At 43.4% G+C, this 22,800-nt stretch carries 18 protein-coding genes; 13 read left to right on the plus strand and 5 right to left on the minus strand.

The window, feature by feature from the left end; translation table 11 throughout:
- Nucleotide 1 precedes the first annotated feature (1 nt).
- A complete protein-coding gene (locus PLE34_RS08005; protein WP_324555691.1) occupies nucleotides 2-1,330 on the minus strand; it encodes a DEAD/DEAH box helicase in 1,329 nt (442 codons plus the stop codon).
- A gap of 104 nt (nucleotides 1,331-1,434) precedes the next feature.
- Between PLE34_RS08005 and PLE34_RS08010 the strand changes: the two genes are divergently transcribed.
- The 3 genes from PLE34_RS08010 to PLE34_RS08020 all read left to right on the plus strand — a co-directional run bounded on the left by PLE34_RS08010 (nucleotide 1,435) and on the right by PLE34_RS08020 (nucleotide 4,210).
- Nucleotides 1,435-1,761 carry a YegP family protein gene (locus tag PLE34_RS08010; protein ID WP_324555693.1) on the plus strand — a complete coding sequence of 109 codons (327 nt, stop codon included), beginning with the start codon at nucleotides 1,435-1,437 and terminating at the stop codon, nucleotides 1,759-1,761.
- 243 nt (nucleotides 1,762-2,004) lie between these two features.
- Nucleotides 2,005-3,147 (plus strand): BT_3928 family protein, encoded by a 1,143-nt coding sequence (locus PLE34_RS08015; RefSeq protein ID WP_324555695.1) that lies wholly within the window; start codon nucleotides 2,005-2,007, stop codon nucleotides 3,145-3,147.
- Between the two features lie 10 nt (nucleotides 3,148-3,157).
- The gene (locus PLE34_RS08020; RefSeq protein WP_324555697.1) at nucleotides 3,158-4,210 is read left to right on the plus strand and encodes an ABC transporter permease; all 1,053 of its coding nucleotides are present in this window, start codon (nucleotides 3,158-3,160) and stop codon (nucleotides 4,208-4,210) included.
- 3 nt (nucleotides 4,211-4,213) lie between these two features.
- On the opposite strand, the gene PLE34_RS08025 is transcribed toward PLE34_RS08020, so the two are convergent.
- The 3 genes from PLE34_RS08025 to PLE34_RS08035 form a co-directional block, all read right to left on the minus strand.
- Nucleotides 4,214-6,640, minus strand: a complete 2,427-nt coding sequence (locus PLE34_RS08025) for a hypothetical protein (RefSeq protein ID WP_324555699.1) — start codon at nucleotides 6,638-6,640, stop codon at nucleotides 4,214-4,216.
- A gap of 579 nt (nucleotides 6,641-7,219) precedes the next feature.
- Nucleotides 7,220-7,861 carry a response regulator gene (locus PLE34_RS08030; RefSeq protein WP_324555701.1) on the minus strand — a complete coding sequence of 214 codons (642 nt, stop codon included), beginning with the start codon at nucleotides 7,859-7,861 and terminating at the stop codon, nucleotides 7,220-7,222.
- Nucleotides 7,862-8,000: 139 nt separating this feature from the next.
- The gene (locus tag PLE34_RS08035; RefSeq protein WP_324555704.1) at nucleotides 8,001-9,275 is read right to left on the minus strand and encodes a GAF domain-containing protein; all 1,275 of its coding nucleotides are present in this window, start codon (nucleotides 9,273-9,275) and stop codon (nucleotides 8,001-8,003) included.
- Nucleotides 9,276-9,420: 145 nt separating this feature from the next.
- Between PLE34_RS08035 and PLE34_RS08040 the strand changes: the two genes are divergently transcribed.
- From PLE34_RS08040 to PLE34_RS08065, 6 genes are all read left to right on the plus strand, one after another.
- Nucleotides 9,421-9,744: a hypothetical protein gene (locus PLE34_RS08040; protein WP_324555706.1), complete on the plus strand. Its 324-nt coding sequence runs from the start codon at nucleotides 9,421-9,423 to the stop codon at nucleotides 9,742-9,744.
- Nucleotides 9,745-9,837: 93 nt separating this feature from the next.
- Nucleotides 9,838-10,284, plus strand: coding sequence for a tail fiber domain-containing protein (locus tag PLE34_RS08045; protein ID WP_324555708.1), 447 nt, complete (start codon nucleotides 9,838-9,840; stop codon nucleotides 10,282-10,284).
- 379 nt (nucleotides 10,285-10,663) lie between these two features.
- Entirely contained in the window at nucleotides 10,664-12,049 is a 1,386-nt protein-coding gene (locus PLE34_RS08050; RefSeq protein WP_324555710.1) for an ammonium transporter, read from the plus strand.
- Nucleotides 12,050-12,169: 120 nt separating this feature from the next.
- Nucleotides 12,170-13,246 (plus strand): porin, encoded by a 1,077-nt coding sequence (locus tag PLE34_RS08055; RefSeq protein WP_324555712.1) that lies wholly within the window; start codon nucleotides 12,170-12,172, stop codon nucleotides 13,244-13,246.
- Between the two features lie 265 nt (nucleotides 13,247-13,511).
- Nucleotides 13,512-13,760, plus strand: a complete 249-nt coding sequence (locus tag PLE34_RS08060; protein ID WP_324555714.1) for a type II toxin-antitoxin system Phd/YefM family antitoxin — start codon at nucleotides 13,512-13,514, stop codon at nucleotides 13,758-13,760.
- 12 nt (nucleotides 13,761-13,772) lie between these two features.
- Nucleotides 13,773-14,045, plus strand: coding sequence for a Txe/YoeB family addiction module toxin (locus tag PLE34_RS08065; RefSeq protein ID WP_324555716.1), 273 nt, complete (start codon nucleotides 13,773-13,775; stop codon nucleotides 14,043-14,045).
- Nucleotides 14,046-14,193: 148 nt separating this feature from the next.
- Here the strand turns inward: PLE34_RS08065 and PLE34_RS08070 are convergent, their stop codons facing one another.
- On the minus strand, nucleotides 14,194-16,773 hold the full coding sequence (locus PLE34_RS08070; RefSeq protein ID WP_324555718.1) for a phosphoenolpyruvate carboxylase: 2,580 nt from the start codon (nucleotides 16,771-16,773) through the stop codon (nucleotides 14,194-14,196).
- Between the two features lie 483 nt (nucleotides 16,774-17,256).
- Between PLE34_RS08070 and thrA the strand changes: the two genes are divergently transcribed.
- The 4 genes from thrA to PLE34_RS08090 all read left to right on the plus strand — a co-directional run bounded on the left by thrA (nucleotide 17,257) and on the right by PLE34_RS08090 (nucleotide 22,773).
- Entirely contained in the window at nucleotides 17,257-19,701 is a 2,445-nt protein-coding gene (gene thrA, locus PLE34_RS08075; RefSeq protein ID WP_324555720.1) for a bifunctional aspartate kinase/homoserine dehydrogenase I, read from the plus strand.
- A gap of 105 nt (nucleotides 19,702-19,806) precedes the next feature.
- Complete coding sequence (locus tag PLE34_RS08080) at nucleotides 19,807-20,769, plus strand: homoserine kinase (RefSeq protein ID WP_324555722.1); 963 nt, start codon at nucleotides 19,807-19,809, stop codon at nucleotides 20,767-20,769.
- Between the two features lie 62 nt (nucleotides 20,770-20,831).
- On the plus strand, nucleotides 20,832-22,130 hold the full coding sequence (gene thrC / locus PLE34_RS08085) for a threonine synthase (RefSeq protein WP_324555724.1): 1,299 nt from the start codon (nucleotides 20,832-20,834) through the stop codon (nucleotides 22,128-22,130).
- A gap of 16 nt (nucleotides 22,131-22,146) precedes the next feature.
- Entirely contained in the window at nucleotides 22,147-22,773 is a 627-nt protein-coding gene (locus PLE34_RS08090; RefSeq protein ID WP_324555726.1) for a hypothetical protein, read from the plus strand.
- Nucleotides 22,774-22,800 lie beyond the last annotated feature (27 nt).

The raw sequence follows: 22,800 nt of genomic DNA on the forward strand, positions 1-22,800 counted from the left end.
TTTACTTCGCAATATCAATCTTCACCTTTTTGTTTTTTATTTTCTGATCTTTGATCAACCGCAGCGCCTCACCCATTTTTACTTTTCGTACTGCTGCAAAAGAAAAAAAATCTTTTACTTCAATCAATCCTATGTCTTCCTTTTTCAGGTTCGCTTTATTGCTCAGGAAACCAACAATATCAACTTTATTCACCTTGTCTTTTTTGCCGGCAGCGATAAACAGCGTTGACCATTTGGGTTTTTCGGGAAGTATATCGGTTTTCGGTAAACTTATTTTTTCCGTATCCCGTGCAACATAAGCCGGACGTTTCTCCTCAGGCGACAAAATAAGTATGGCAGTGCCGCTGGCGTCCATCCGTGCGGTTCTTCCGTTGCGGTGCGTAAAGATCTCTTCCGTTTGCGGAAGGTGAAAATGAATGATATACCGGATATTGGGAATATCCAGCCCCCGTGAAGCCAGGTCTGTTGTTACCAATATATTGGAAGTGCCGTTCCGGAATTTGCATAAAGCATTATCCCTTTCCTGCTGTTCCATTGCGCCATGATAAAACACGTTGGTAATGGTTTGCTGCGTTAAATATTCACTCGTGCGTTCCACCGCTTCGCGGTGATTACAGAACACAACGGTGGAGCGGTTGCCCAAATAACAGATCAGCTTAAAAAGCGTTTCCAGCTTATCCTTTTTATCGCTCTGCACTATTTTGATTGCCAGCCCTTCAGGCACTTCATCTGCGCCCGACAGGAAATTCAGCTTTACAGGATCTTCCAATCCAATAAATGCCGGAATTTCAACCGCTTCGGTAGCAGAAGTGAGGATCCGATTTTTTAAAGCCGGCAGGGAACGGATGATGAAAGCCACTTCTTCATGGAAGCCCGATTCCAGCGATTTATCAAACTCATCCAGCACCAGGGTTTCAATGGTATCTGTAGTAATATTTCCCCTCCGTATATGGTCCGCCAGTCTTCCGGGCGTACCAATAAGCAGCGCAGGCGGCTGCTGCAAATTATTTTCCTCCGTTTCCCGCAGGTGACCTCCATAGCAGCAGGTAACCTTATACCAGGTGCCCAGCGACTTGAATACTTTTTCTATCTGCATAGCCAGCTCGCGCGACGGCACCACAATAAGCGCCTGTGTTTTTTTATTTTCCGGGTCAAGCAAATCCAGTATGGGTAACAAAAAAGCCAGTGTTTTTCCCGATCCCGTTGCCGAAAGCAATACCACATTGTTGTGCTGCTCATTGGCCGCAACAGAAGCGATCTGCATGTCGTTGAGGGCGTCAATGTTTAAGCGGGAAAGGATATCCGGTAAGGAATACGATTTATTTTGCATAGCTGCAAAAATACGAAACTGGCGCCGGCCATGGTATTAAAGATATATGGGATGGGTAAACCCGTAAAAAAACGTATATTGAATTTCACTAAAAAAGATATGTCATGGGAAAATTCGTAACAAAAACCGGTAGTAACGGGGAGTATTATTTTAACCTGGTGGCGGGCAACGGGCAGGTAATCCTTAGCAGCGAAGGATACACCACCACGGCTGCCAGGCAAAACGGCATTGACTCTGTAAAGAAAAATGCGGGTGACGATGCACGTTATGAGAAGCTGACCGCCAAGAACGGGAAGCCTTATTTCAACCTCAAAGCCAGCAACGGACAGGTAATTGGCAAAAGCCAGATGTATGAAAATGAGTCGGGCCGCGACAATGGCATTGCATCGGTAAAAAGCAATGCACCCGATGCGCCTGTTGTGGAAGAATAAAATATTGGTATTACCTATAGATTGCTAAAGGCGAAGCCACTGGCATCGCCTTTTTTTTTGCAGTTGAAAATTATAGATCTCAGTTTGTTGGTATGCGGTTATTAATATTTCTGCAGGGGCAGTTTATCATGTAACTCCCGGCTCATGCTGCGTTTTCAACCGGCTTAGTTGGGCAAGTCTTCAAATTATTATGTAGTTTAGCCTTTAACAATATAACCATCCAAATCCTTAGCCACATTACGCATGAAATCAATCATAACCATTTCCAGATACATTGTTGGCATTCTTTTTATTTTTTCGGGGCTGGTAAAAGCCAATGACCCTTTAGGACTGGCCTATAAAATGCAGGAGTTTTTTGAAGTGTGGGCGCAAGCAGGCTGGTTGCCGAACCTCATGCATGCCATGAACGATTACGCGCTGGCTTTTTCTGTTATTATGATCGCATTTGAGATAGTAGCCGGCGTGGCGGTGCTGGCAGGCTGGAAGATGCGTTTGTTTAGCTGGCTTTTACTGGTACTGATCATTTTCTTTACTTTTTTAACCGGCTATGCTTACCTGTCGGGAAAATTCAGAAGCTGCGGTTGCTTTGGCGACTGTATCCCCCTTACGCCAAAAGCATCTTTTGTAAAGGATATCGTGCTGCTGGTACTGATTCTGCTCATCTTTTCATGGCGTAATAAAATCAAGCCGGCACTGTCGTCATTCGGCAGCGTATGTATTATTCTACTGTCTGTAATTTTTAGTATATGGTTACAATGGTATGTATTAAAGCATTTGCCTGTAGCCGATTGCCTTCCTTTTAAAAAAGGCAATAATATTCCTGAAAAGATGAAAATACCGCCGGATGCGATACCTGATAGTACAGTGATCAGTTTCGTATATAAAAAAGACGGCGCAACGGTTGAGTTCACTTCCGATAACTTTCCTGATGATTTTGATGATTCCGTTTATCACTTTGTAAAACGATACGACAAGCTGATCCGTAAAGGAAACGCCGAGCCCGCTATTAAGGATTTTGTGCTTACTACCCTGTCGGGAAACGATACTACCCTGCAGGTACTGAGCGATGCAGGTTACAGCGCCTTTTTATTTATAAAGGATGATCCGGGTAAAGGCGAATGGGTAAAGCATTTTGAATCTTTATACCCGGTATTGCAGCAGCAAAAAATAAACCTGTTCGTGGTTACCAATAACGCGGATGAGATTAGTGCCTACTTTAATACCCTGCCGCATATAACCTTTTTAAAATGTGATGTAGTGCCCATCAAAACAGCGGCCCGCACCAACCCCACGTTGTACCTGCTGCAAAGCGGAACGATCAGGAATAAATGGAGCTATGCCGACTGGGATGACGCTAAGGAAACCATACAGGCTATCGCAAATTAAACAGCATGCATTGATACGATACCTTACTAATAAAATTGTTTATGCGTTGCTTGTTCTGGCAGGAGTGGTATGTATTGTGTTTTTTTTATTCCAGGGATTTGGCGATCCGGCGCGCCTCGTATTAGGACAAACCGGCGACAGCGCTACCATTCAAAACATACGTAAAGAGCTGTATTTAGATCAGCCCAAATGGAAGCAGTTTGTATATTATGTAAAAGATATTTCGCCCGTAAGCATCCACTCCGCACAGGAAATTGAACAAAAAGAACTAAAAGGACTATTTATTGGCAATGAAAAGATCAATTTTGCTATAAAGCTGCCCTACCTGCGCCATTCTTACCAAACCAAAAGAGATGTGCTGAACATACTGATGGAAGCCCTGCCCGGCACCATGCTGCTGGCGGTGGCCGCCATGCTGTTTGCCACTGTTGCCGGCATTGCGCTGGGGGTATTGGCTGCTGTTAAGCAAAACACGTGGATGGATACCTCAGCGGTTTTTACAAGCGTGCTGGGCATTTCGGCGCCTTCGTTTTTTACGGGCATTCTTATCGCTTATTTTTTTGCGATTGTATTGGGTGCCTATACAGGACTTAACCTTACCGGCAGCTACTTTGAATATGATGATTATACCGGCGAAAAATACCTTGTTCTAAAAAATCTCATCCTTCCCGCGCTTACTTTGGGTATCCGCCCCTTAGCCATCATTACCCAGCTTACCCGCAGCGCCATGCTGGATGTATTGAACCAGGATTATATACGCACCGCATACGCCAAAGGACTAAGCAAAAGAAAAGTAATATTCAAGCATGCCCTGCGCAATGCCATTAACCCTGTGCTTACGGCTATTACGGGCTGGTTTGCCGAATTGCTGGCCGGAGCTTTTTTTGTGGAATATATCTTTGGCTGGAAAGGAATCGGGAAAATAACGGTAGATGCTTTGGATAAGCTTGATTTTCCGGTGGTGATGGGCAGTGTGCTGGTAACTGCAACATTATTCGTTCTCATCAATATCTTTTCAGATGTATTGTATAGTATGGTTGACCCGAGAGTAAAGACAAGGTAAATGCTATAATTTAAATATCTCATTATAAAACAACGGCATATCCTCATCTTTTGAAAACCCGATAATAACTACCCTTATACTTTTGGCATCGTCATTATTATAAAAACGGATCTGGATGGGCTTGCTTCCTTCGGGCATTACTATGGGGTTCCAGTACAGGGCATCACGGCTGTCTTTTTCTATGCGCTTAACGGAAGCATCCTTATAATCCGGCTCATAAAAAGGCGCTACTTTATCATAGCCTGCCAGCACACTGTTATTGAGGGATGGCGGTTTTTGCGCATTCGCAGCCTGCGTATCGCCCCTGCGGGTATAAATGGCTACCGCGCCGCCACCACCACCGCCTATGCCTCCTACAAAACCACTTTTGATCACTTTTACCATAGCGATGTTACTTACCGACATGCCGCTTATGGTACCTGGATCAACCGGCATTTCGTCGAGATACAACTGTACCCGGCTACCCCTGATAATGGGAATATAATCGCCCCCCTGCATTTGTATCTGTAACCCTGCCACACGGCCCTGCAGCCACTGAAGTACGTTTTGGTACGACATGGCTTCCGGGTTTTCATTTACCAGATCAAATACATCTTCATTCATGCTTCTGAACATGCCGGAACTTAGTTGTTCATTTAACTTTTGCTTATTGCTTTTGCTCTGTGCTACTACCTTTACTTCTTCCAGCGTTTTAAATTTTTCATTCGCAGCTTCCTGGTTATTGCGGTTAATAATGGCTCTTGCTATATCTGCCGGCACCTTATCATTGGGCAGTCTTTTAACCAGTGTATAACCACCCTGGGGTAATGCGCCCCTGAAAGGAACAACTTTATTCAGCGACTCAAAAGTTACCGTAACATCCCGTGGGGCTATCTTTTTATCATTAACCTGGTAATATACTTTCAGCGGCTCTTCAAAAATCAGGTTTTTCAGTTCAAATACTCCTTTGGAATCGGTGGTTACCTGGTTGAGCTGTGTGGTAGAATCGGCAAAATAGAAAATGAGATTTACGGTTTCATTAGCTACAATTCCTCCTCCTCCGTAAACTGTTCCTTTATAGGAAATATAGGGCTCGGGAGTAAAACGGATCTCCGGAAATTTTCCTGCCGTTACCCCGGCCCAGTCAAAACGCTTCCACTTTTCCGACATCAGCAATGCATCCAGTGCCATCGGCTCTGCATCTGCATCAAAGTAGCGTGCGGGTGCATCTATTCTGCCGGTAAAGTCGGAGGTAAGCCATAAGCTGGTTAAAATATTTTCGCTGTCTAAATAATCATTAACACCACCATCGAGCACCAGCACCGAATATTTCAGATAGCTGGTATCAGCCATAATATCAAAGCCGTTTACACCCCGGGGTGTGCTGCTCAGGTAAAGGGGCGGAAAGGATGGCCGGCCAACATTAAGCTGCTGCGGCTGAACAAAACATAATCTTTCTGCCACTGCATTTTCCGACTCGTCAAATACGGTTAAACGTAAAACACCATTGATGAGTTTATCGGCAGGAATAGAGCTCGCTATTTCGGATGTTATTTTATTAATACTGGCTTTGTACACTAAAATGTTATTCATGGTGCCAATGATCTTATATCCTTTGGCATTTGCAGGCAGGTTTTTAAACTGCAGCGAATAAAATATAGCGTTAGTAGTACTGTTTACCTGCAGGTTTACACCTGATGGCTGCGCTTCAGGCAAAGCTATCGTTTGCTTTTTCCCTTTCTTATCCTGCACAATCACCTGGTATTTTTTTTCTTTTTCCGGTATAATACCAAATACAGCCACATTCCGGTCTAAAGCCGTAAAGCTGGTAATTTTTTCAGATGGCTTGGCCGCATCAATAACATACCCGCTCCAGTTCTCCGGCAATACGCCGGGCGATGAAAGCCGCACAGCAACCTTACTGCTTAGTCCTTCAATAAACGTACCGCCTTCGGGAAATATGGCAGCAGTCCATACGGCCAGGGAATCGGGCACAAGCTTTTGCGGCGAAGCGGTATTGTACAACCTGAATGAATGCATATACTGAAAAGCCTCATCAAAATTGAGCATCCACTGCGTGTAGCCCCTAACGTAATAGAGCCCTTCGGGTAAGGAGTCCGGAAGCGCAAAACTGCCCTGTCCTTCCCCTTCAAAAAGCGGGAGCTGCTTTCTGCTGATCAGTGTTTTTTTACTGTTGTACAGTTCCAGGGTAAGATTGGTGGAAATAAGCGACCGGTTATATCCTTCAAACACAAAAGCGTTAAACCACATGTTTTCTCCTGCCAGGTAGCGCTCTTTATTATACAACAGGTACACTTTTTCCTGTGGATATTTTTGTGAAAGTATTTCCAGCGCCTGTTCTGCTTTATTTTGGGCAAACAGGTAAGCGGCAGGAAGCAACAATAAAGAACAAAATAATAATTTTCGGGTTAGATTTTTATGAGAACACATACGTATTTTTTGTTAGAAGCGTAATAGCACTGTTTACTACTGCAATTTACCATAGCAAATGGTTAGCGCAGGTTAAATTAAAGATAATACAATGATAATAATGGCCAAAATGGTTTCGGGCTTTGCCTAAAACAGGGGAAAATCTGAAGAGAATACAGGAGGAATGTAAAGCACCAAAAGACAAATCACAAGAACCAAATAAAATTCAAATATTAAATTTCAAATCCGAAACGGGAAGTCGGAAATCCGAAGAAAATGCAACTCTATACCACAAACGATAAACCAAAAATCCGAAATCCAAAGGCTGCCGGCGATCAGTTTTGGGCTATGAGCAATACAACTGTAAACATGAAGCCGGAAAGCTGAAATTCGAAAAGAAGCACCAAGAACCAAAAAGCAAGAACCAAATAAAATTCAAATACTAAATCCGAAACGAAATGCAACCATAAACTACAAACTATAAATTATAAATAAAAGATAAAAGTGAGAGGTGAAAGAAGTAGTATGCATCCTGTCGCCAGTAGTCACCTGATAGCTGACAACCTTACACCTTACACCTCATACCTCATACCCCACACCTTACACCAACTTCTCATTAATGGCTTTACTAATGGCTTCGCCCTGGGAGCGCACATGGAGTTTATCGTAAATATGCTTGATATGGGTGCGCACCGTATCGAGACTGATAAATAAATCAGCCGCAATCAGCTTAAAGCTGTTCCCTTTTGACAATAACTGCAGGATCTCTTTTTCCCTGTTGGTAAGCTGGTAGTTTTTGGCGGGAATTTTTATATTTTCCTGCATACTGGAAATGATCATACGTGCAATAGACGGGCTCATAGGGGCCCCGCCTTCCAGCACTTCTCTTATGGCATGGATCAATTTATCGGAAACATATTTTTTTAGCAGGTAGCCATTAGCGCCGGCGTACATAGCATCAAACACATGGGTATTATCGTCAAAAACGGTAAGCATTATAATTTGTACAACAGCGTTAACTGTCCTTATTTTTTTTACGGCTTCAATACCATTAATGCCGGGCATATCAATATCCATTAATATCACATCGGGATGTTTATCCTTTATATCGTTGATCACATTTGAACAATCGGGGTAACTGGCTAAAACGACGTATTCGCCCGTAAGTGCAAGCAGGCTGCTTAAGCTTTCCCGAAGCGTGGTATTATCTTCATATATAACAATACTAACAGGCATAGGCATATAGTGGTACGGTTTTTTAAAATTCCCCGGGTATCATTTATACATACATTATGCAATAAATAATATCATGAAATTTCACTAAAATGAAATTGACTATACTGCAACTTACTCATCTTTATTATAGCAGCCCATACCCTAATCATGTGATAACCACTTCAATGGCAACGGTAGTGCCTGTACCTTTTATGGAATCAATTCTCAAAATGGCGTGCATGCCCGCGGCCCTGTTCTGCATATTTTTTATTCCGTTGCCCGGGTATTCGGCTTCAGCATCAAAACCGTTACCGTTATCTATAATAGTCATTTTCAACCTGTCATTTTCCTTTTGCAGAATAACATTTACTTCTGTGGCCCTGCTGTACTTAACCGCATTACTTACCGCCTCCTTAAAAATCAGGTAAATATCTTTCCGTTGTTCTAAGTTAAGCTGCGTTTTATTGAGCGATCCCTCTTCGTTGAAATAGTAATTAATGCCGGCAGATTCCAGTATTTCGGCTGCAAATTCTTTCATACGTAACATCACTTTGTCGAAGCTGTCGTTAACAGGGTTAATGGCCCAAACAATGTCGCTCATACGTTCCATGATACTGCCGGAGTTATCTTTTATTTTTTGCAGATAGGTTTTTATTTTATCTTTTTCAAGCCCGTCCTGCATGGCCACTTTGCTGAGAATATTAATACTGGTAAGGGTTGATCCAATTTCATCGTGCAGGTCGCGTGCAATTTTGCTGCGCAATTTGTCTTCCGCCAGGTATTTAGCAATACGCTCCGAACAAATAGCGGAAATTTTTTTCAGCACCCGCAAATGATACTTTTTATAAAACCGCCGCCGGGGATGCTCAGAATCTATAACGCCAAAAACTTTTCCATCTATCCACACAGGAACTGTTATTTCCGATAACCTTCTTTCATCATCAACAATATAACGGGGATCGGCTGCAGTATTATAAATGATCTCTGCTTTACCGGTTTGGGCTACTGATCCTACAATTCCCTTACCTACCGGTATTTCAATACGGTTAATAATTTCGCGGCGCCAGGGATTCTTAGGTCCGAATGCGGCTTTTTGCAGTAACAAATTTCGTGCTGTATCTACCTGGTATACCACGCAATCAATAAACCCTATTTTTTCAACACAGTTCTTGGCTGTATCCCAAAAAATGTCTTCCACCGTTTTTTGCCCGTATAAGGAGGTAGCAAAAGCACTGATTATTTTTTCCTCTTTTAGCCTTTTCTGTAATGAATGAATAATCCAATAAACTACGGCAACGGCTATAAGAAGGATCCATCCGTACCACCACCAGTTCCCGGCTTTTTCATCAACAGGGTGTGCACCGTTATCCGGAAACTGGGCTTTTGCATACAAAGCCAGGCACATGCAGGGAAGCGTTAATATGATGTTTCTGTTTTTCAAAAAACTAAAAATGAGGCGTTTCATAAATGTACAGCATGAAAAACAAAAAACCGGTATTAAAACACCGGGTGGCGTAATACGGCATTCACAAAATTTTACAGGGTAATACATTTATTTAAACAGACAAAGGATTTATTTTTGCGTATTGCTTAATAATTTCAAACATATTACAGCTCTCTTATTAGTAACAATATTTCTTCTTAAAGGAAGCGCTTCCCTGCTGCCGCTTTTTTCTTTTTCTGCCTTAAAGACGCATCCTGCCGAGCTTTTTACAGATACCGAAACTGATAGTTCAGGAAAGGAACGCCAGGAACGGGAGGGAGAGCAGTCATTCATAGCAGATCACAAAAACGCCTTTTCCACTGGAGCCAACATAGCTATTACCTCCTTAAAGAAAAAGAATAAAGGACAAGCAGATTACAGGCAAACCAATTTTTTCCCTGTTGCCACTCCCCCTCCCAACTTTTGATAGTTCATCACGCATAATCAATAAAGTTACCAGGCAACCTGCACAAGGGTTGTTCCTTCACAATTACATTGTCATCATTTAAATTCAATAATAATGTTTCATAACAATGCTATAATAAAGGCCGGTATGGTATTTTCCCTCCTTATAACTGCTGCAGCAGGCTATGGACAGGACATACCGGATCATTCCATCAAAAAAAACATAGAAGCAATTAATGATCCTTTGCATAAAATAACTCAGCTTGACCCAAAGCAGTTTGAATACAATGCCGGATCATTTAAACACCTGCGGCTCAAAGCAGGAAAACAATATGGCTTTATTGCTGAAGATATCCAGGCGGTTTTCCCCCACCTGGTAAACGAAAAACCGGTATCGTACAGGTATGGAAAAAATGTATACCGCAACGCCACTATTAAAACAATAGACGAAACGGGCCTGATACCGGTTTTAGTAGCTTCTATAAAGGAACAGCAGCACGAAATAGAAAAGCTTAAGTCTGAAATGCTGGAGTTAAAAAGGCAAATGGCCTTTAAAGAATAATGAAAGATGATGAAAGAAAACATGTGTGCAGCCAGGCGTAAAAGCCTGGCTTTTTATTTTTAATAGCATAAATAAGTATACATATTTAAATTAACTAACCAATAATAAAATAAATAATTATTAAATATAATATGGTATATGAGCCAAAATAAATAATATTTTATTCAATAATAACAATAAAATCATCAACTATTGTTACTAATTATTTAAAAATCAACATAATTATAGCACATATATCATAATGAATCAAATTCAATAAAATTAAAATTTAGATTATAAATAATAATATGTAAGTTATTTTGTGAAATAATATCTAATTCTACAGTATATTTGTTTAATATTAATAAATAATTATTATTTATAATTTAAAAATTTCTACATGGCTAAGAGAACGCTAAAACAAATTGCCCCCTTCCTTGTACTGGCAGCCATAGCACTGGCTGCTATTTTTGTTACCCCTGTTACTGATTTTGCAGATACCGGCGTTTACAGCCCTGCCGATATTGCCTGGGTTATTGTAGCCGCTACACTGGTTTTTTTAATGACCCCCGGACTTGCCTTCTTTTATGGTGGTATGGTTCACCGTAAAAACGTGATCTCCACCATGATGAAAAGCGTAGTAGCCGCCGGTGTGGTTAGCGTGCTGTGGGTTTTTGTAGGTTACAGCCTTTGCTTCGGAGAAGATGTTGGCGGGTTTATCGGCAACCCTTCTACCCACCTGTTCTTTAAAGATGTAAGCTCCGGTGAGCCCTGGGTGGGCGCTCCTACCATTCCCAAAACACTGTTTTCCGTATTTCAGTTAATGTTTGCCATTATAACCCCGGGGTTAGTAGTGGGCGCAGTGGCCGAAAGGATCCGGTTTACTTCCTATATTTTGTTTATTGCCCTTTTCAGTATCCTGGTATATGCACCTCTGGCACACTGGAGCTGGCATCCTGAAGGATTTTTATTTAAAATGGGAGCGCTGGATTTCGCAGGTGGAACCGTAGTGCATATTTCTGCAGGCTGTGCGGCATTAGCAGGTGCATTGGTTTTAAAACGCAGGAAAGCGCATATTGAGCACAGGGAAATACCCCCCGCAAATATTCCTTATGTATTGATCGGTACGGGTTTACTGTGGTTTGGCTGGTTTGGTTTTAACGCGGGATCCGCTTTAGGCGCCAACGCCCTTGCGGTTTCGGCATTCGCTACCACCAACACTGCTGCTGCAGCCGGTGGATTGGGCTGGATGTTCTTTGATGTGCTGAAAGGAAAAAAGCCTTCTGTTGTAGGCTTTTGCATTGGTGCCGTAGTAGGACTGGTAGCTATTACACCCGCTGCAGGCTTTGTAGCTATCCCGCAAAGCATCTTTATCGGGCTTGTGGCAGCTATCATTTCCAACATTGCCATATACTATAAACAAAAATCTTCATTAGATGACACCCTCGATGTTTTTCCCTGCCATGGAATAGGAGGTATGGTAGGCATGCTCATGACCGGCATCTTTGCCACCACAACGGTTAATGCCGGTGGCAGCGATGGATGGTTCTACGGTAACAGCGCATTTTTCTTCATCCAGCTAAAAGCCATGGCCATAGCCGTGGGGTATAGCTTCGTAGTGTCTTACGCCATTTTCAAGTTCATCAATTTTATATTGCCATTGCGTGTTACAGCCGAAGAAGAAGAAATTGGACTGGACGCCACGCAACACAATGAAAAATACCTGCAGGGAACTTTGCTGGTAACTAATAATGGAAGCATTCACGAGGAGGAAGCAATAGATTAGCTGAGGTAATTAAATAAAAAGCCGACTAATTCACATAAAAAAGAAAAGGTACAGTTTAAGAAAACCTCTGACCAGGTTTAAAACAGTACCCTTTCCATTTAACACTTAAAATCAACTGCAATGTTAAGAAAATTTCTTACACCTGCCATTTTCATGGCCGCATTTTCACCTGTCTTTTCCCAGGACTCCGCCACAAAAAAAGGAGAACTAACCCTTTCGGGGTCGGTTGACGGGTATTACCGTTATAATTTTGCCAATGCCAAAGACCAGGACGCTACTAACAACTATACCAGCTTCACCAATTCTCAAAATTCCTTTGAGCTGGGTATGGCTTCCATTAAAGCAGATTACATGGTTGGAAAAGTATCCGCAACCATTGACCTTGGCTTTGGGAGCAGGGCGCAGGAATTTTCCTATGCCGAAGCAGGCGCCATGGCAGCTATCAAACAGGCCTATGTTAGTTACGCTCCTTCCGATAAAGTAAAATTAACCATAGGCAAATGGGGTACCCATGTGGGTTATGAAGTGCTGGATCCCCAGCTCAACCGCAACTATAGCATGAGCTATATGTTTTCCTATGGTCCTTTCTCGCATACCGGCATTAAAGCAGATTTCGGATTGGGCGATCATTTCGGACTAATGGTAGGTATAGCCAATCCCAATGATTATATCAGCGCCGGGTTCGCTAAAAAATTCGTTTTGGGACAATTCAGCGCCAGCTTTGATAAATTCAGCGCTTTCCTGAATTATGTGGGTGGAAAGGATTTTGACAATGCGGCTAATAACCAGCTCGGACTAACCGCCACCGCCACAGTTTCCGATAAGTTCAGCCTGGGATATGACGGAACCGTAAAATTTTACAAACCCAAAGGCGGTAGTTCCGGTTCCTGGTGGGGTTCCGCAGTTTACCTGAACGTTGATCCCACAGAAAAATTCGGACTAACGCTTCGGGGTGAATATTTCGATGACAAGAAAGGCGTAATAACTTATATGGATGAATATGATGACGTTTACCCGCTTTTTGGCTCAGGCATTTTTCAAACCACGCTTTCTTTTAATATTAAACCGGTTCAAAATTTCATGATCATACCTGAATTCCGTTTAGACAGCGCAGAGGATCCGATATTCATAAAAAATAACGGGGCAGGCGTTAAAAGCACAGGGTCGTTTGTACTGGCAGCTATTTTCAGCTTTTAGGTAGGTTTCAGGTACAGGTTTCAGGGGGCACACCTTGTAACCTGCAACTTGCAACCTGCTTAACGCCTAAGCTTTTTCACAGGGCAAGCAATCGTTAAAGCCGTTCATTTCTATGGATGGCTTTTGTTATATATAACGTAAACTTTGGATACCGGGCGTAAACTGTCGTAAAATCTCAACATTGCCTTTGGGAAGATTCTTAACTATATTTTTTTGAATACTGTACAATATCATGTACATTTGGACGTACAAAATAACAAATCTCATGCAAGCAGTATCTGTAACTCAATTAAGAAGCAATATCAAAAAGTATTTAGACGATGTTTCCAAATCTTCTGATGTAATTGTTGTTTCAAGAGCCTCTGAAGACGAAGCTGTTGTAATCTTATCAATGAAAGAGTACAACTCGCTTACCGAAACCGGACATTTGCTATCAACTTCAACGAACAGGCAAAGGCTACACGACTCAATAAGTCAATTAAAAAGTGGTAAGACCCGTAAATTCAAATTATAATAATCGTATCTCATGAATTTTGAGTTTACAGAAAACGGATGGGAAGACTTTCAATATTGGATAGAAACAGATAGTACTATTGTTGAAAAAATTAAGAACCAACTAAACGAAATCAAAAAAACTCCATTTCAGGGAACCGGGAAACCTGAGCCGCTCAGATACGATTTAAAAGGTTATTGGTCAAGACGAATTACAGGTGAGCACAGGCTTGTGTATAAAATAGAAGGGAAGAAAGGAACAGACCAGAAATGCTATATCATTCAATGCCGTTTTCATTACGATTAATGCCTGCTATACCCAACAACATAGATTTCGCACAGACATCAGACAACATGCTATATATTTTACAGCCTATGACCGTTAATCCTGAAACCTCCTACACCTTGCAACTTGTACCCTGAAACCTGAGACCTGAAACCTCACCACCTCTCCCTTACGCCGAATTTCTTCCCGCATTGATAATACCGAAAGCACAACGCATCACTAATTTTTCCAGCGTTTGCTTATGCGGCGATTCAGATGCGTTTTCTTCTATTTCCCTTACTTTGGTAATGGCATACTGTTGTATGGTTACCAATGGCAGCACGATCCGCTCCCGCATCTGAACAGAAAGCTGCTCTACCGGGTAATCCGCCATCAGCTCATTTTTGCCGGTGAGGCGAAATACATATTGCTTGGTAAGTTCGTATTCATCAAAGATCTTATTCCATATTTCTCCGTATACAGGATGGGTGGAAAGAAAACGGGTCATAGGGAAAAAGCTTTTTTTCATAGACATTTCACAGTTGGCTATCAGCGTTTTAATAAAAGTAGATTTATCGTAGAGCCTTTTCAATTCTTCCCACCTGCCTTCTTCGTCCATTTTTTTAAACGCGGTGCCCACCCCATAATACCCGGTTACATTTTGCTTTAACTGGCTCCACGAACCAACAAAGGGGATGGCGCGCAGGTCTTCCAGTACCAGCTTACCCGATCCGCCTCTCTTTGCCGGACGGCTGCCGATATTGGTTGCCGCATAAAATCTTAGCGGGCTTGCATGACCGAGGTATTCTAAGAAATTAGGGTGGTTCTTTAGTTCCAGGTAAGCGGTAAGGCTCTTTTCGGCCAACTGCTGTATCAGCTCTTTTTCAGCATCCTGGAGAATAATCTTCTGGGAAGCAAACAGGTCATTTGAAATTCCCGCATTGATCAGTTGCTCAATATTAAACTGGGCCGATTCAATAGTGCCGAAATTAGAGCTTACGGTTTGTCCCTGAATGGTTAACTGGATCTCTTCATTAGCTATATTTTTCCCGAGGGAGGCATAAAACTTATGCGTTTTTCCACCGCCTCTTGCGGGAGGCCCACCCCTGCCGTCAAAAAATATGACATCAATATCATAGGCTCTCGATATCCGGGTAAGCGCTTCTTTGGCTTTATATATACTCCAGTTTGCCATAAGGTAACCGCCATCCTTGGTACCATCGGAGAAGCCAAGCATAATGGTTTGCTTGTTTTTGCGGAGACGCAAATGTTCCCGGTATGCCGGCAGCTCATACAGCTCCTTCATGATACCAGCCGCATTATCGAGATCATCAACCGTTTCAAAAAGCGGCACAATATCAACCAGCAGCGACTTCGCCTGCCAGCCGCTCATCAACAGCAACCCATATACTTCAATAACAGTTAAAGCGCTATCGGCATGGCTTATAACATACCGGTCGCATCCTGCCACCCCGTTATTAGCCTGAATGTCTTTAATGGCAGCCATCACTTCAAGCGTATCTTTATGGATCTCGTCCGTCAGGTCTTCGCTGTTCACTGTGGTATTCACATTTATCAGCGCCTGTATTTTATCCCTGTCCGGCAAAGACAAATAACCGGCAGGAAGTGCTTTTGTCTTTTTAACAATCTCTTCAATTACCCTGGCGTGAACGGAACTATCCTGCCGTACATCCAATGACGCAAAATATAATCCAAAAACTTCCACTTTATTGATCAGTGATTCAATCAGGTCGAGAAACAGCCCGTTGTGCTTATAAATAAGCGTTTCCCTGATTTGTAAAAGCGTATTCAGGATTTCCGCTTTATTGATATCACTTTTATGTCCCGGTACAAAAAGATTATTATACAGCTTGAATTCTAATTGCTGCAGCGGAATATCCACTCCTTTAAACGTAAGTCTTCTTTTCAGGCGGCGCACATCAAGGTAATATGATTTCATAATGCTCTCGCGCAACGCTCCTGCCACTTTCAAGGTAGTATCCGTTCTAACGTATGGATTACCATCCCTGTCTCCGCCGGGCCAAAACCCCATGCGGATAATGGAATTGTCGGCAGATACCGCTTCAGGCAAATTCGTTTTCATAAATGAAATGATCCTCCCCGCAGCCTGGTAAAAAATATTTTCGAGGTACCACATTAAACTTATCGCTTCATCATAGGGCGTAGGCTTCTGCTCCTTTAAAAAGGGCGTCTTTCCTAACTGCTGAAGGTACATGTTGATCTGGTTGATATTATTTTCAGCAATAGCCCGCGTAAGATCATGTATGATGCCCAAAACAGCGCCCGGGTAAAATTGTGTGGGATGCGCCGTCAGCACAAGCCTGATGCTGAAATCTTCGAGCTTTTTCTTCAGTTGGCCTTCATGATCGAACTGCGCTACTTCCGACTGGAGCCCTTTCAGCGTGCCCGGGCCATTCATATCATTTACCGTGGTAAAAGCGGCATCTTCAAGTGCATCAAATAGTACTACCTGCCGCTCCACGTACTGCACAAACCGGAACAGCAGGTCTAATTTATCTTCTTCTTTTGCATAAGAAGTGTGCTTACTAAAAAAGTCATCAATGATTTGGGAAGGACTTTGTTTATTATCATATCCCTCTTCACAATAGCTCAGCAACAGGGAAAGCAGGATACCGGTTTTTTCAATGCGATGAAAAGGTAAAGAGGTAAACAGACTGTTGTATATCTGGAATTTCCGGCCTACAAGGTTCTGGAACTGCGTTAACGCTGCGGAAGATGAGCTTGGCATGAGTTACTTAAAGATTAATTCGTCAAGATAGTTGTAAAAAAATCAGGCATCACTGCTGCAACGCAATCATGCATAACGGATTTTCAATTGACAGGCAATTGTATTTTAAAGGCGTGAAATTAGTTAAAAAAAAAGGAAATGATCGTTACCTTAAATGTTTTTAACCGGGATCGCTGTAATTTGTGCAAATTTTTAAAGGAAAGGCAAACAGGCCCTCTCCGGCGATAAATTTTCATCATTTTGTTTGCTATTGTGCAAATCTGTTTTACCTTCGGCAACTCAAAACAGTAATGGTACACTATAAATCAAATACATTTCCTTCCGCCTCCGCTGCATACCATACAGCAGGTACCATTATTATTACAACAACAACGACCCTCGTTTGAGGGTGGATGGCATGCATATCATTCTTTGGGCCACAAGGCTACGACCATCTGAAAAGATACAGGAACCGGTATAATAATACTTATCAAAAACAAACATATGCAGGTGTTGAAATTCGGCGGAACTTCGGTAGGAAGCGCCGATAATATTAAAAGAGTAATATCCATTGTAAAAGAAAGATTGGGAAAAGATAAAACCATTGTGGTGGTGTCGGCCCTCGGTGGCACCACCGATGCGCTGCTGAATGCAGGGCTGATGGCCGCCGCCGGTAACGAGCAATATAAAGAAGCCTTGCAGCATATTGAACAACGGCACCTGGAAACGGTTAAGCTATTAATACCTGTGCAGCACCAAAGCCACGTATTAAGCCTGGTAAAAAAATTGTGTAATGATATTGAGGATATTTGCAACGGTGCTTTTTTACTGGGTGAATTTTCTGCCAGGACCTGCGACCGGATGATCAGCTATGGCGAGCTGACCTCCTCACAGATCATTGCCGCGGCTTTTAACTATAGCGGAATCGCCGCTGCATGGAAGGATACAAGAACATTGATACAAACCAATGCCAATTTTGGCAATGCCACGGTAAATGTGCCGGTTACGCGGCAGCAAATCACAGATTATATTACCTCATGCAAAGAAGATTTGGTGGTGATGCCGGGTTTTATTGCCGCCAATGCGAACAATGAAACTACCACTTTAGGACGCGGGGGATCCGACTATACAGCCGCTATAATGGCCGCGGCAACAGACGCGGTCTGCCTGGAAATATGGACAGATGTACCGGGTATGATGACTGCCGATCCCCGCTGGGTAAGCGGCGCCAAAGTAATTCCTTCCATATCGTACCAGGAAGCCATGGAGCTTTCTCATTTCGGCGCTAAAGTACTTTATCCGCCCACCATTCAGCCTGTTTTACGCAAGGCTATCCCCGTGGTCATCAAAAACACTTTCGCTCCCGGCGATGCGGGAACGGTAATTCAGCAAAAACCTTTTACAAACGGCAATGCCATACGCGGTATTTCAAGCATCAGCAATATTGCCCTCTTTAGCCTGGAAGGAAGCGGCATGGTGGGCGTTCCCGGTTTTTCAAGAAGACTGTTTGAGGCCCTGTCTGAGGCACAGATCAATGTAATACTTATTACTCAGGGTTCTTCGGAGCACTCTATTTGTGTTGGCGTTGAAGCCTCCGCCATCCATAAAGCCAAAGCAGTGGTAGATACTGAGTTTGAACATGAAATAGCTGTCGAGAAAGTACAGCCCCTGCTGGTTGAAACAGAATTGTCTATCGTGGCTTTGGTTGGAGAAAACATGAAAAGCCACCCGGGCATAAGCGGTAAAATGTTTGGCTCGCTGGGAAGGAACGGGGTAAATGTTCGTGCCATCGCGCAGGGATCTTCGGAGCGAAACATATCGGCCGTAGTGGCTACAAAAGATGTGCGCAAAGCCATCAACATCCTGCATGAAGAATTTTTTGAAACCACCCGGAAAGCAATACACCTGTTTATTGCCGGAACAGGTAACGTGGGCAGTAAACTGTTACAGCAATTGCAGCAGCAACACAACTGGCTGGCAGAGCACCTGCGCCTTAACGTTAGGGTAACAGGACTGGCCAACAGCCGGAAAATGGTAATTGATGACAATGGCATTGACTTCAGCAACTGGCAGGAAAAGCTGCAGGGAGGCGAAGACGCAGATATAGCATCGTTCGTTAATATTATTATCAGCAAAAACTTCCGTAATGCCATTTTTGTAGATATGACGGCAAGCGATACCGTGGCGAAAGTATACGACAGGCTGCTGCAAAAAAGTGTTTCGGTTGTAGCCTGCAATAAAGTGGCGGCATCTTCATCATACGATTACTACAGGAAATTAAAAGACCTGGCACGCACATACAATTGCCTGTACCTGTTTGAAACCAATGTGGGCGCCGCCTTACCGGTAATAGGCACACTGAATGACCTGTTGCGCAGCGGCGATAAGATTAACCGCATTGAAGCGGTGCTCAGCGGCACACTGAACTTTGTTTTTAATCATTACAACGGAAAAGTAAGCTTTGCCGAAGTGGTAAAACAGGCGCAGGATGAAGGCTACACAGAACCCGACCCACGTTTGGATTTAAGCGGCACGGATGTGATGCGTAAAATACTGATACTGGCCCGCGAATCGGGCGAGCAATTAGAAATGGAAGATATTACCTGTAACGGCTTTTTGCCTGAAAGCTGCATGCAGGGCGATGTAAACACTTTTTATGAAGAATTGAAAAAGCATGAGCCGCATTTCAAAAAATTGTATGATGACGCTGCCGCAGCAAACAGCAAGCTTAAATTTGTAGCAAAATTTGAGCAGGGAAAAGCGGTTGCGGGGCTGGAGCATATCCCTGCGCAGCACGACCTGTACCATTTATATGGAAAAGATAATGTAGTATTGTTTTACACAGCGCGCTACCCCAGCCAGCCTTTGGTGATAAAAGGCGCCGGCGCCGGTGCGGAGGTAACGGCATCGGGCGTGTTTGCCGATATTATAAGAGCAACTGCGTCATAGAAGACAGGAAGGAGAAGAGAAGCTAATTTAAATCCGAAGCCGGAAATCCGAAATTCGAAGCGAAATGCAATCTCAAATCTTAAATCTCAAATTTCAAATCTCACCATGTGCCTTAATACAATAAACGAAGCAATAGAGGCGGCAAAGGATACATCATTAACCATTAAGGCCCCGGGTACGGTAGCCAATATTGTATGCGGGTTTGATGTGCTGGGACTGGCGCTGAACGATCCCTGTGATATCATGACAGTAAAGCTCATCGAAGATCCTGTAGTGGTTATTCATAACGTGGATGACTACGGGCTGCCCACCGATCCGCTAAAAAATGTAGCGGGGGTTGCGCTTTTGGAAATGATCGAAAGGCTGGAGAACAGGGTGGGGTTCGATGTTACCATAGAAAAAAAAATAATGCCGGGCAGCGGCATTGGCTCCAGCGCGGCAAGTTCGGCAGGCGCCGTAGTAGCAGCCAACCATTTACTGAACAATATTTTCAGTAATGACGACCTGGTGCAAATGGCCATGCTGGGCGAAAAGCTGGCATCGGGTGTTAAGCACGCCGATAATATAGCGCCCTGCATCTATGGCGGCGTTACGCTTATCCGCAGCATTCACCCGTTAGATGTGATCAGCGTTCCCTCTCCTCCCCTGTACGTTACGCTGGTTCACCCGCAAATTGAAGTGCGTACGGAAGATGCAAGGCAGATACTGCGAAAACAAATATTGCTGAAGGATGCTATCAGGCAATGGGGCAACATTGCAGCGCTGGTTACCGGGTTTATGAAAAATGATTACGAATTGATCAGCCGCTCTCTTGAAGATGTGCTGATAGAACCCATACGCAGTATACTTATTCCCGCTTTTGATGAAGTAAAGGCAAAGAGTTTGGAAGCCGGGGCTTTAGGCGGGGGCATATCCGGGTCGGGGCCTTCCATATTTATGCTGAGCCGCAATGAAGCAACAGCATATGCAGTTGAAAAAAAGATGCAGGAAATATATACGAACACCGGTATTCCCTTTCATACCTATGTTACTACCGTAAATATGGAAGGTGTGAAGCAGATGAACTGATGCATTTATTATTTAACTGCTCCGTTATCCTTTGCAACAGATAAAGAACAGCAACGATTACAATGAAATACTATAGTCTCAATCAACAGTCTCCCAAAGTAAGTTTTAAGGAAGCCACTATAAAAGGACAAGCCCCGGATAAGGGCTTATATTTTCCGGAAAGCCTGCCCCGGCTTGATAAGAACTGGATAGCCGGCATTAACGGTAAGAGCAATGCCGCTCTTGCTTTTGATGTAATACAACCCTATGCAGGCAACGATATACCCGAAGATGAATTGCGGCGCATTGTGGCAGAAACGGTTAACTTTCCGTCCCCGCTTGTGCAGGTAAACGACCATATATTTGCTTTAGAGCTCTTTCACGGGCCAACGCTTGCTTTCAAAGACACCGGCGCCAGGTTTATGAGCAGGTGCCTGGGTTATTTTGCAAAAGAAAGAAGTGAAAAAATAACCGTGCTGGTAGCCACGTCCGGCGATACCGGCGGCGCCGTTGCCCATGGCTTTTACGATGTGGAGGGAGTGGATGTAGTTATTCTTTACCCCTCCGGAAAAGTAAGCTCAGTACAGGAAAAGCAATTAACCGCTTTAGGCAAGAACATTCACGCGCTGGAGGTAAACGGCACATTTGATGATTGCCAGCGCATGGTGAAACAGGCATTTGCCGATGAATCCCTGACGCAAAAAAGGGTGCTTACATCGGCCAATTCTATAAATGTAGCCCGCTGGTTGCCGCAACAGTTCTATTACTTCTTCGCTTACAAGCAATGGAGTGAAAAAGAAAATCCTCCTGTATTTTGTGTGCCCAGCGGCAACTTTGGCAATATTTGCGCAGGGATGCTGGCCCATATTTCAGGACTTCCCGCGGCGCATTTTATTGCCGCATGCAATGCCAATAATGTGGTGCCCCGGTATTTACACAGTGGCAAATACGAAGTAAAAGAGGCGCTGCCCACCCTTTCCAATGCTATGGATGTGGGCGATCCCAGCAACTTCGTTCGCGTGCTGCAGTTGTTCGGTAACAATTTCATTAACCTTAAAAAAATGCTTTCGGGATACACGATAACCGATGCGGAAACAAAAGATACCATAAAGAAAGTATGGGAAAAAACCGGCTATCTCACCGATCCGCATGGAGCCGTTGGTTATCTTAGCCTGCAACGCTACATAGCGCAGCATCCGGGCCAAAAAGGCATTTTCCTGGAAACGGCACACCCGGTAAAATTTTATGATGTGGTTGAACCTTTAACCGGAGAAAAAGTGCCTCTTCCGCCATCTGTTGAAAGGCTGTTGCACCTGCCTAAGCACAGCATCGTTATAGATGCCGCCTACCCCGCACTTAAAAATTATTTATTGCAGCATTAACCGCTGTGAAAGCCATGTGAAACCCGGCTTTTATTATGTATATTCTTTCGATATTTGCAGGCAGGAAACGGGAGTTATGCATGATATTGAACCTTTTTATAACTGGCGGCATTTATATGCTTCGGAAGAAGATCCGCGATCACCTTTTTTGGGAAGAGAGTATAGTGAATTTGTGTTTTCGCAAACCGTTTACAATTACTATATCCATCCCCAATGGGATGAATTTGGATCACGTACCCTGTATATGAAGATACTTTATGCCGATTACGATCACGGGTACGCTATTATTGAATTAATAGGAGAATGGAATGACGCCATAGAAAATGATATTCAAACCCTTCGGAGAGAAGTTACGGACGTGCTTTTTTATGAGCGCATCACAAAATTTATTTTAATAGGGGAAAATGTATTGAATTTTCACAGCAGCGATGACAGCTATTATGAAGACTGGTTCCAGGAAACGGAGGAAGAAGACGGATGGATCGTTATCTTAAACCTCCCGGAGCAGTCGCAGTACGATTTTAAAAAGGCAAAACTGAACAGATATGTTCAATTACTGGAGGCGCCCCATTGGCGTACATTGCAGCCCCAGCACCTGTTTCAGGTCATTCATGATCGTTTGTCTAAACGCATAGATGGATAAAAAATAGCATACGCTGACTTTTATGAG

This window comes from Agriterribacter sp., from assembly GCF_035445465.1.
In the GTDB taxonomy this organism is placed as follows: domain Bacteria; phylum Bacteroidota; class Bacteroidia; order Chitinophagales; family Chitinophagaceae; genus Agriterribacter.

Bases quoted from the DNA above. Each gene is read 5' to 3' on its own strand.
- PLE34_RS08070 (WP_324555718.1), bottom strand. From the start codon at position 16,773: ATGCCAAGCTCATCTTCCGCAGCGTTAACGCAGTTCCAGAACCTTGTA.
- PLE34_RS08055 (WP_324555712.1), top strand. From the start codon at position 12,170: ATGTTAAGAAAATTTCTTACACCTGCCATTTTCATGGCCGCATTTTCA.
- PLE34_RS08010 (WP_324555693.1), top strand. From the start codon at position 1,435: ATGGGAAAATTCGTAACAAAAACCGGTAGTAACGGGGAGTATTATTTT.
- PLE34_RS08045 (WP_324555708.1), top strand. From the start codon at position 9,838: ATGTTTCATAACAATGCTATAATAAAGGCCGGTATGGTATTTTCCCTC.
- PLE34_RS08050 (WP_324555710.1), top strand. From the start codon at position 10,664: ATGGCTAAGAGAACGCTAAAACAAATTGCCCCCTTCCTTGTACTGGCA.
- PLE34_RS08060 (WP_324555714.1), top strand. From the start codon at position 13,512: ATGCAAGCAGTATCTGTAACTCAATTAAGAAGCAATATCAAAAAGTAT.
- PLE34_RS08065 (WP_324555716.1), top strand. From the start codon at position 13,773: ATGAATTTTGAGTTTACAGAAAACGGATGGGAAGACTTTCAATATTGG.
- PLE34_RS08030 (WP_324555701.1), bottom strand. From the start codon at position 7,861: ATGCCTATGCCTGTTAGTATTGTTATATATGAAGATAATACCACGCTT.
- PLE34_RS08015 (WP_324555695.1), top strand. From the start codon at position 2,005: ATGAAATCAATCATAACCATTTCCAGATACATTGTTGGCATTCTTTTT.
- thrA (WP_324555720.1), top strand. From the start codon at position 17,257: ATGCAGGTGTTGAAATTCGGCGGAACTTCGGTAGGAAGCGCCGATAAT.
- PLE34_RS08025 (WP_324555699.1), bottom strand. From the start codon at position 6,640: ATGTGTTCTCATAAAAATCTAACCCGAAAATTATTATTTTGTTCTTTA.
- PLE34_RS08080 (WP_324555722.1), top strand. From the start codon at position 19,807: ATGTGCCTTAATACAATAAACGAAGCAATAGAGGCGGCAAAGGATACA.
- PLE34_RS08005 (WP_324555691.1), bottom strand. From the start codon at position 1,330: ATGCAAAATAAATCGTATTCCTTACCGGATATCCTTTCCCGCTTAAAC.
- thrC (WP_324555724.1), top strand. From the start codon at position 20,832: ATGAAATACTATAGTCTCAATCAACAGTCTCCCAAAGTAAGTTTTAAG.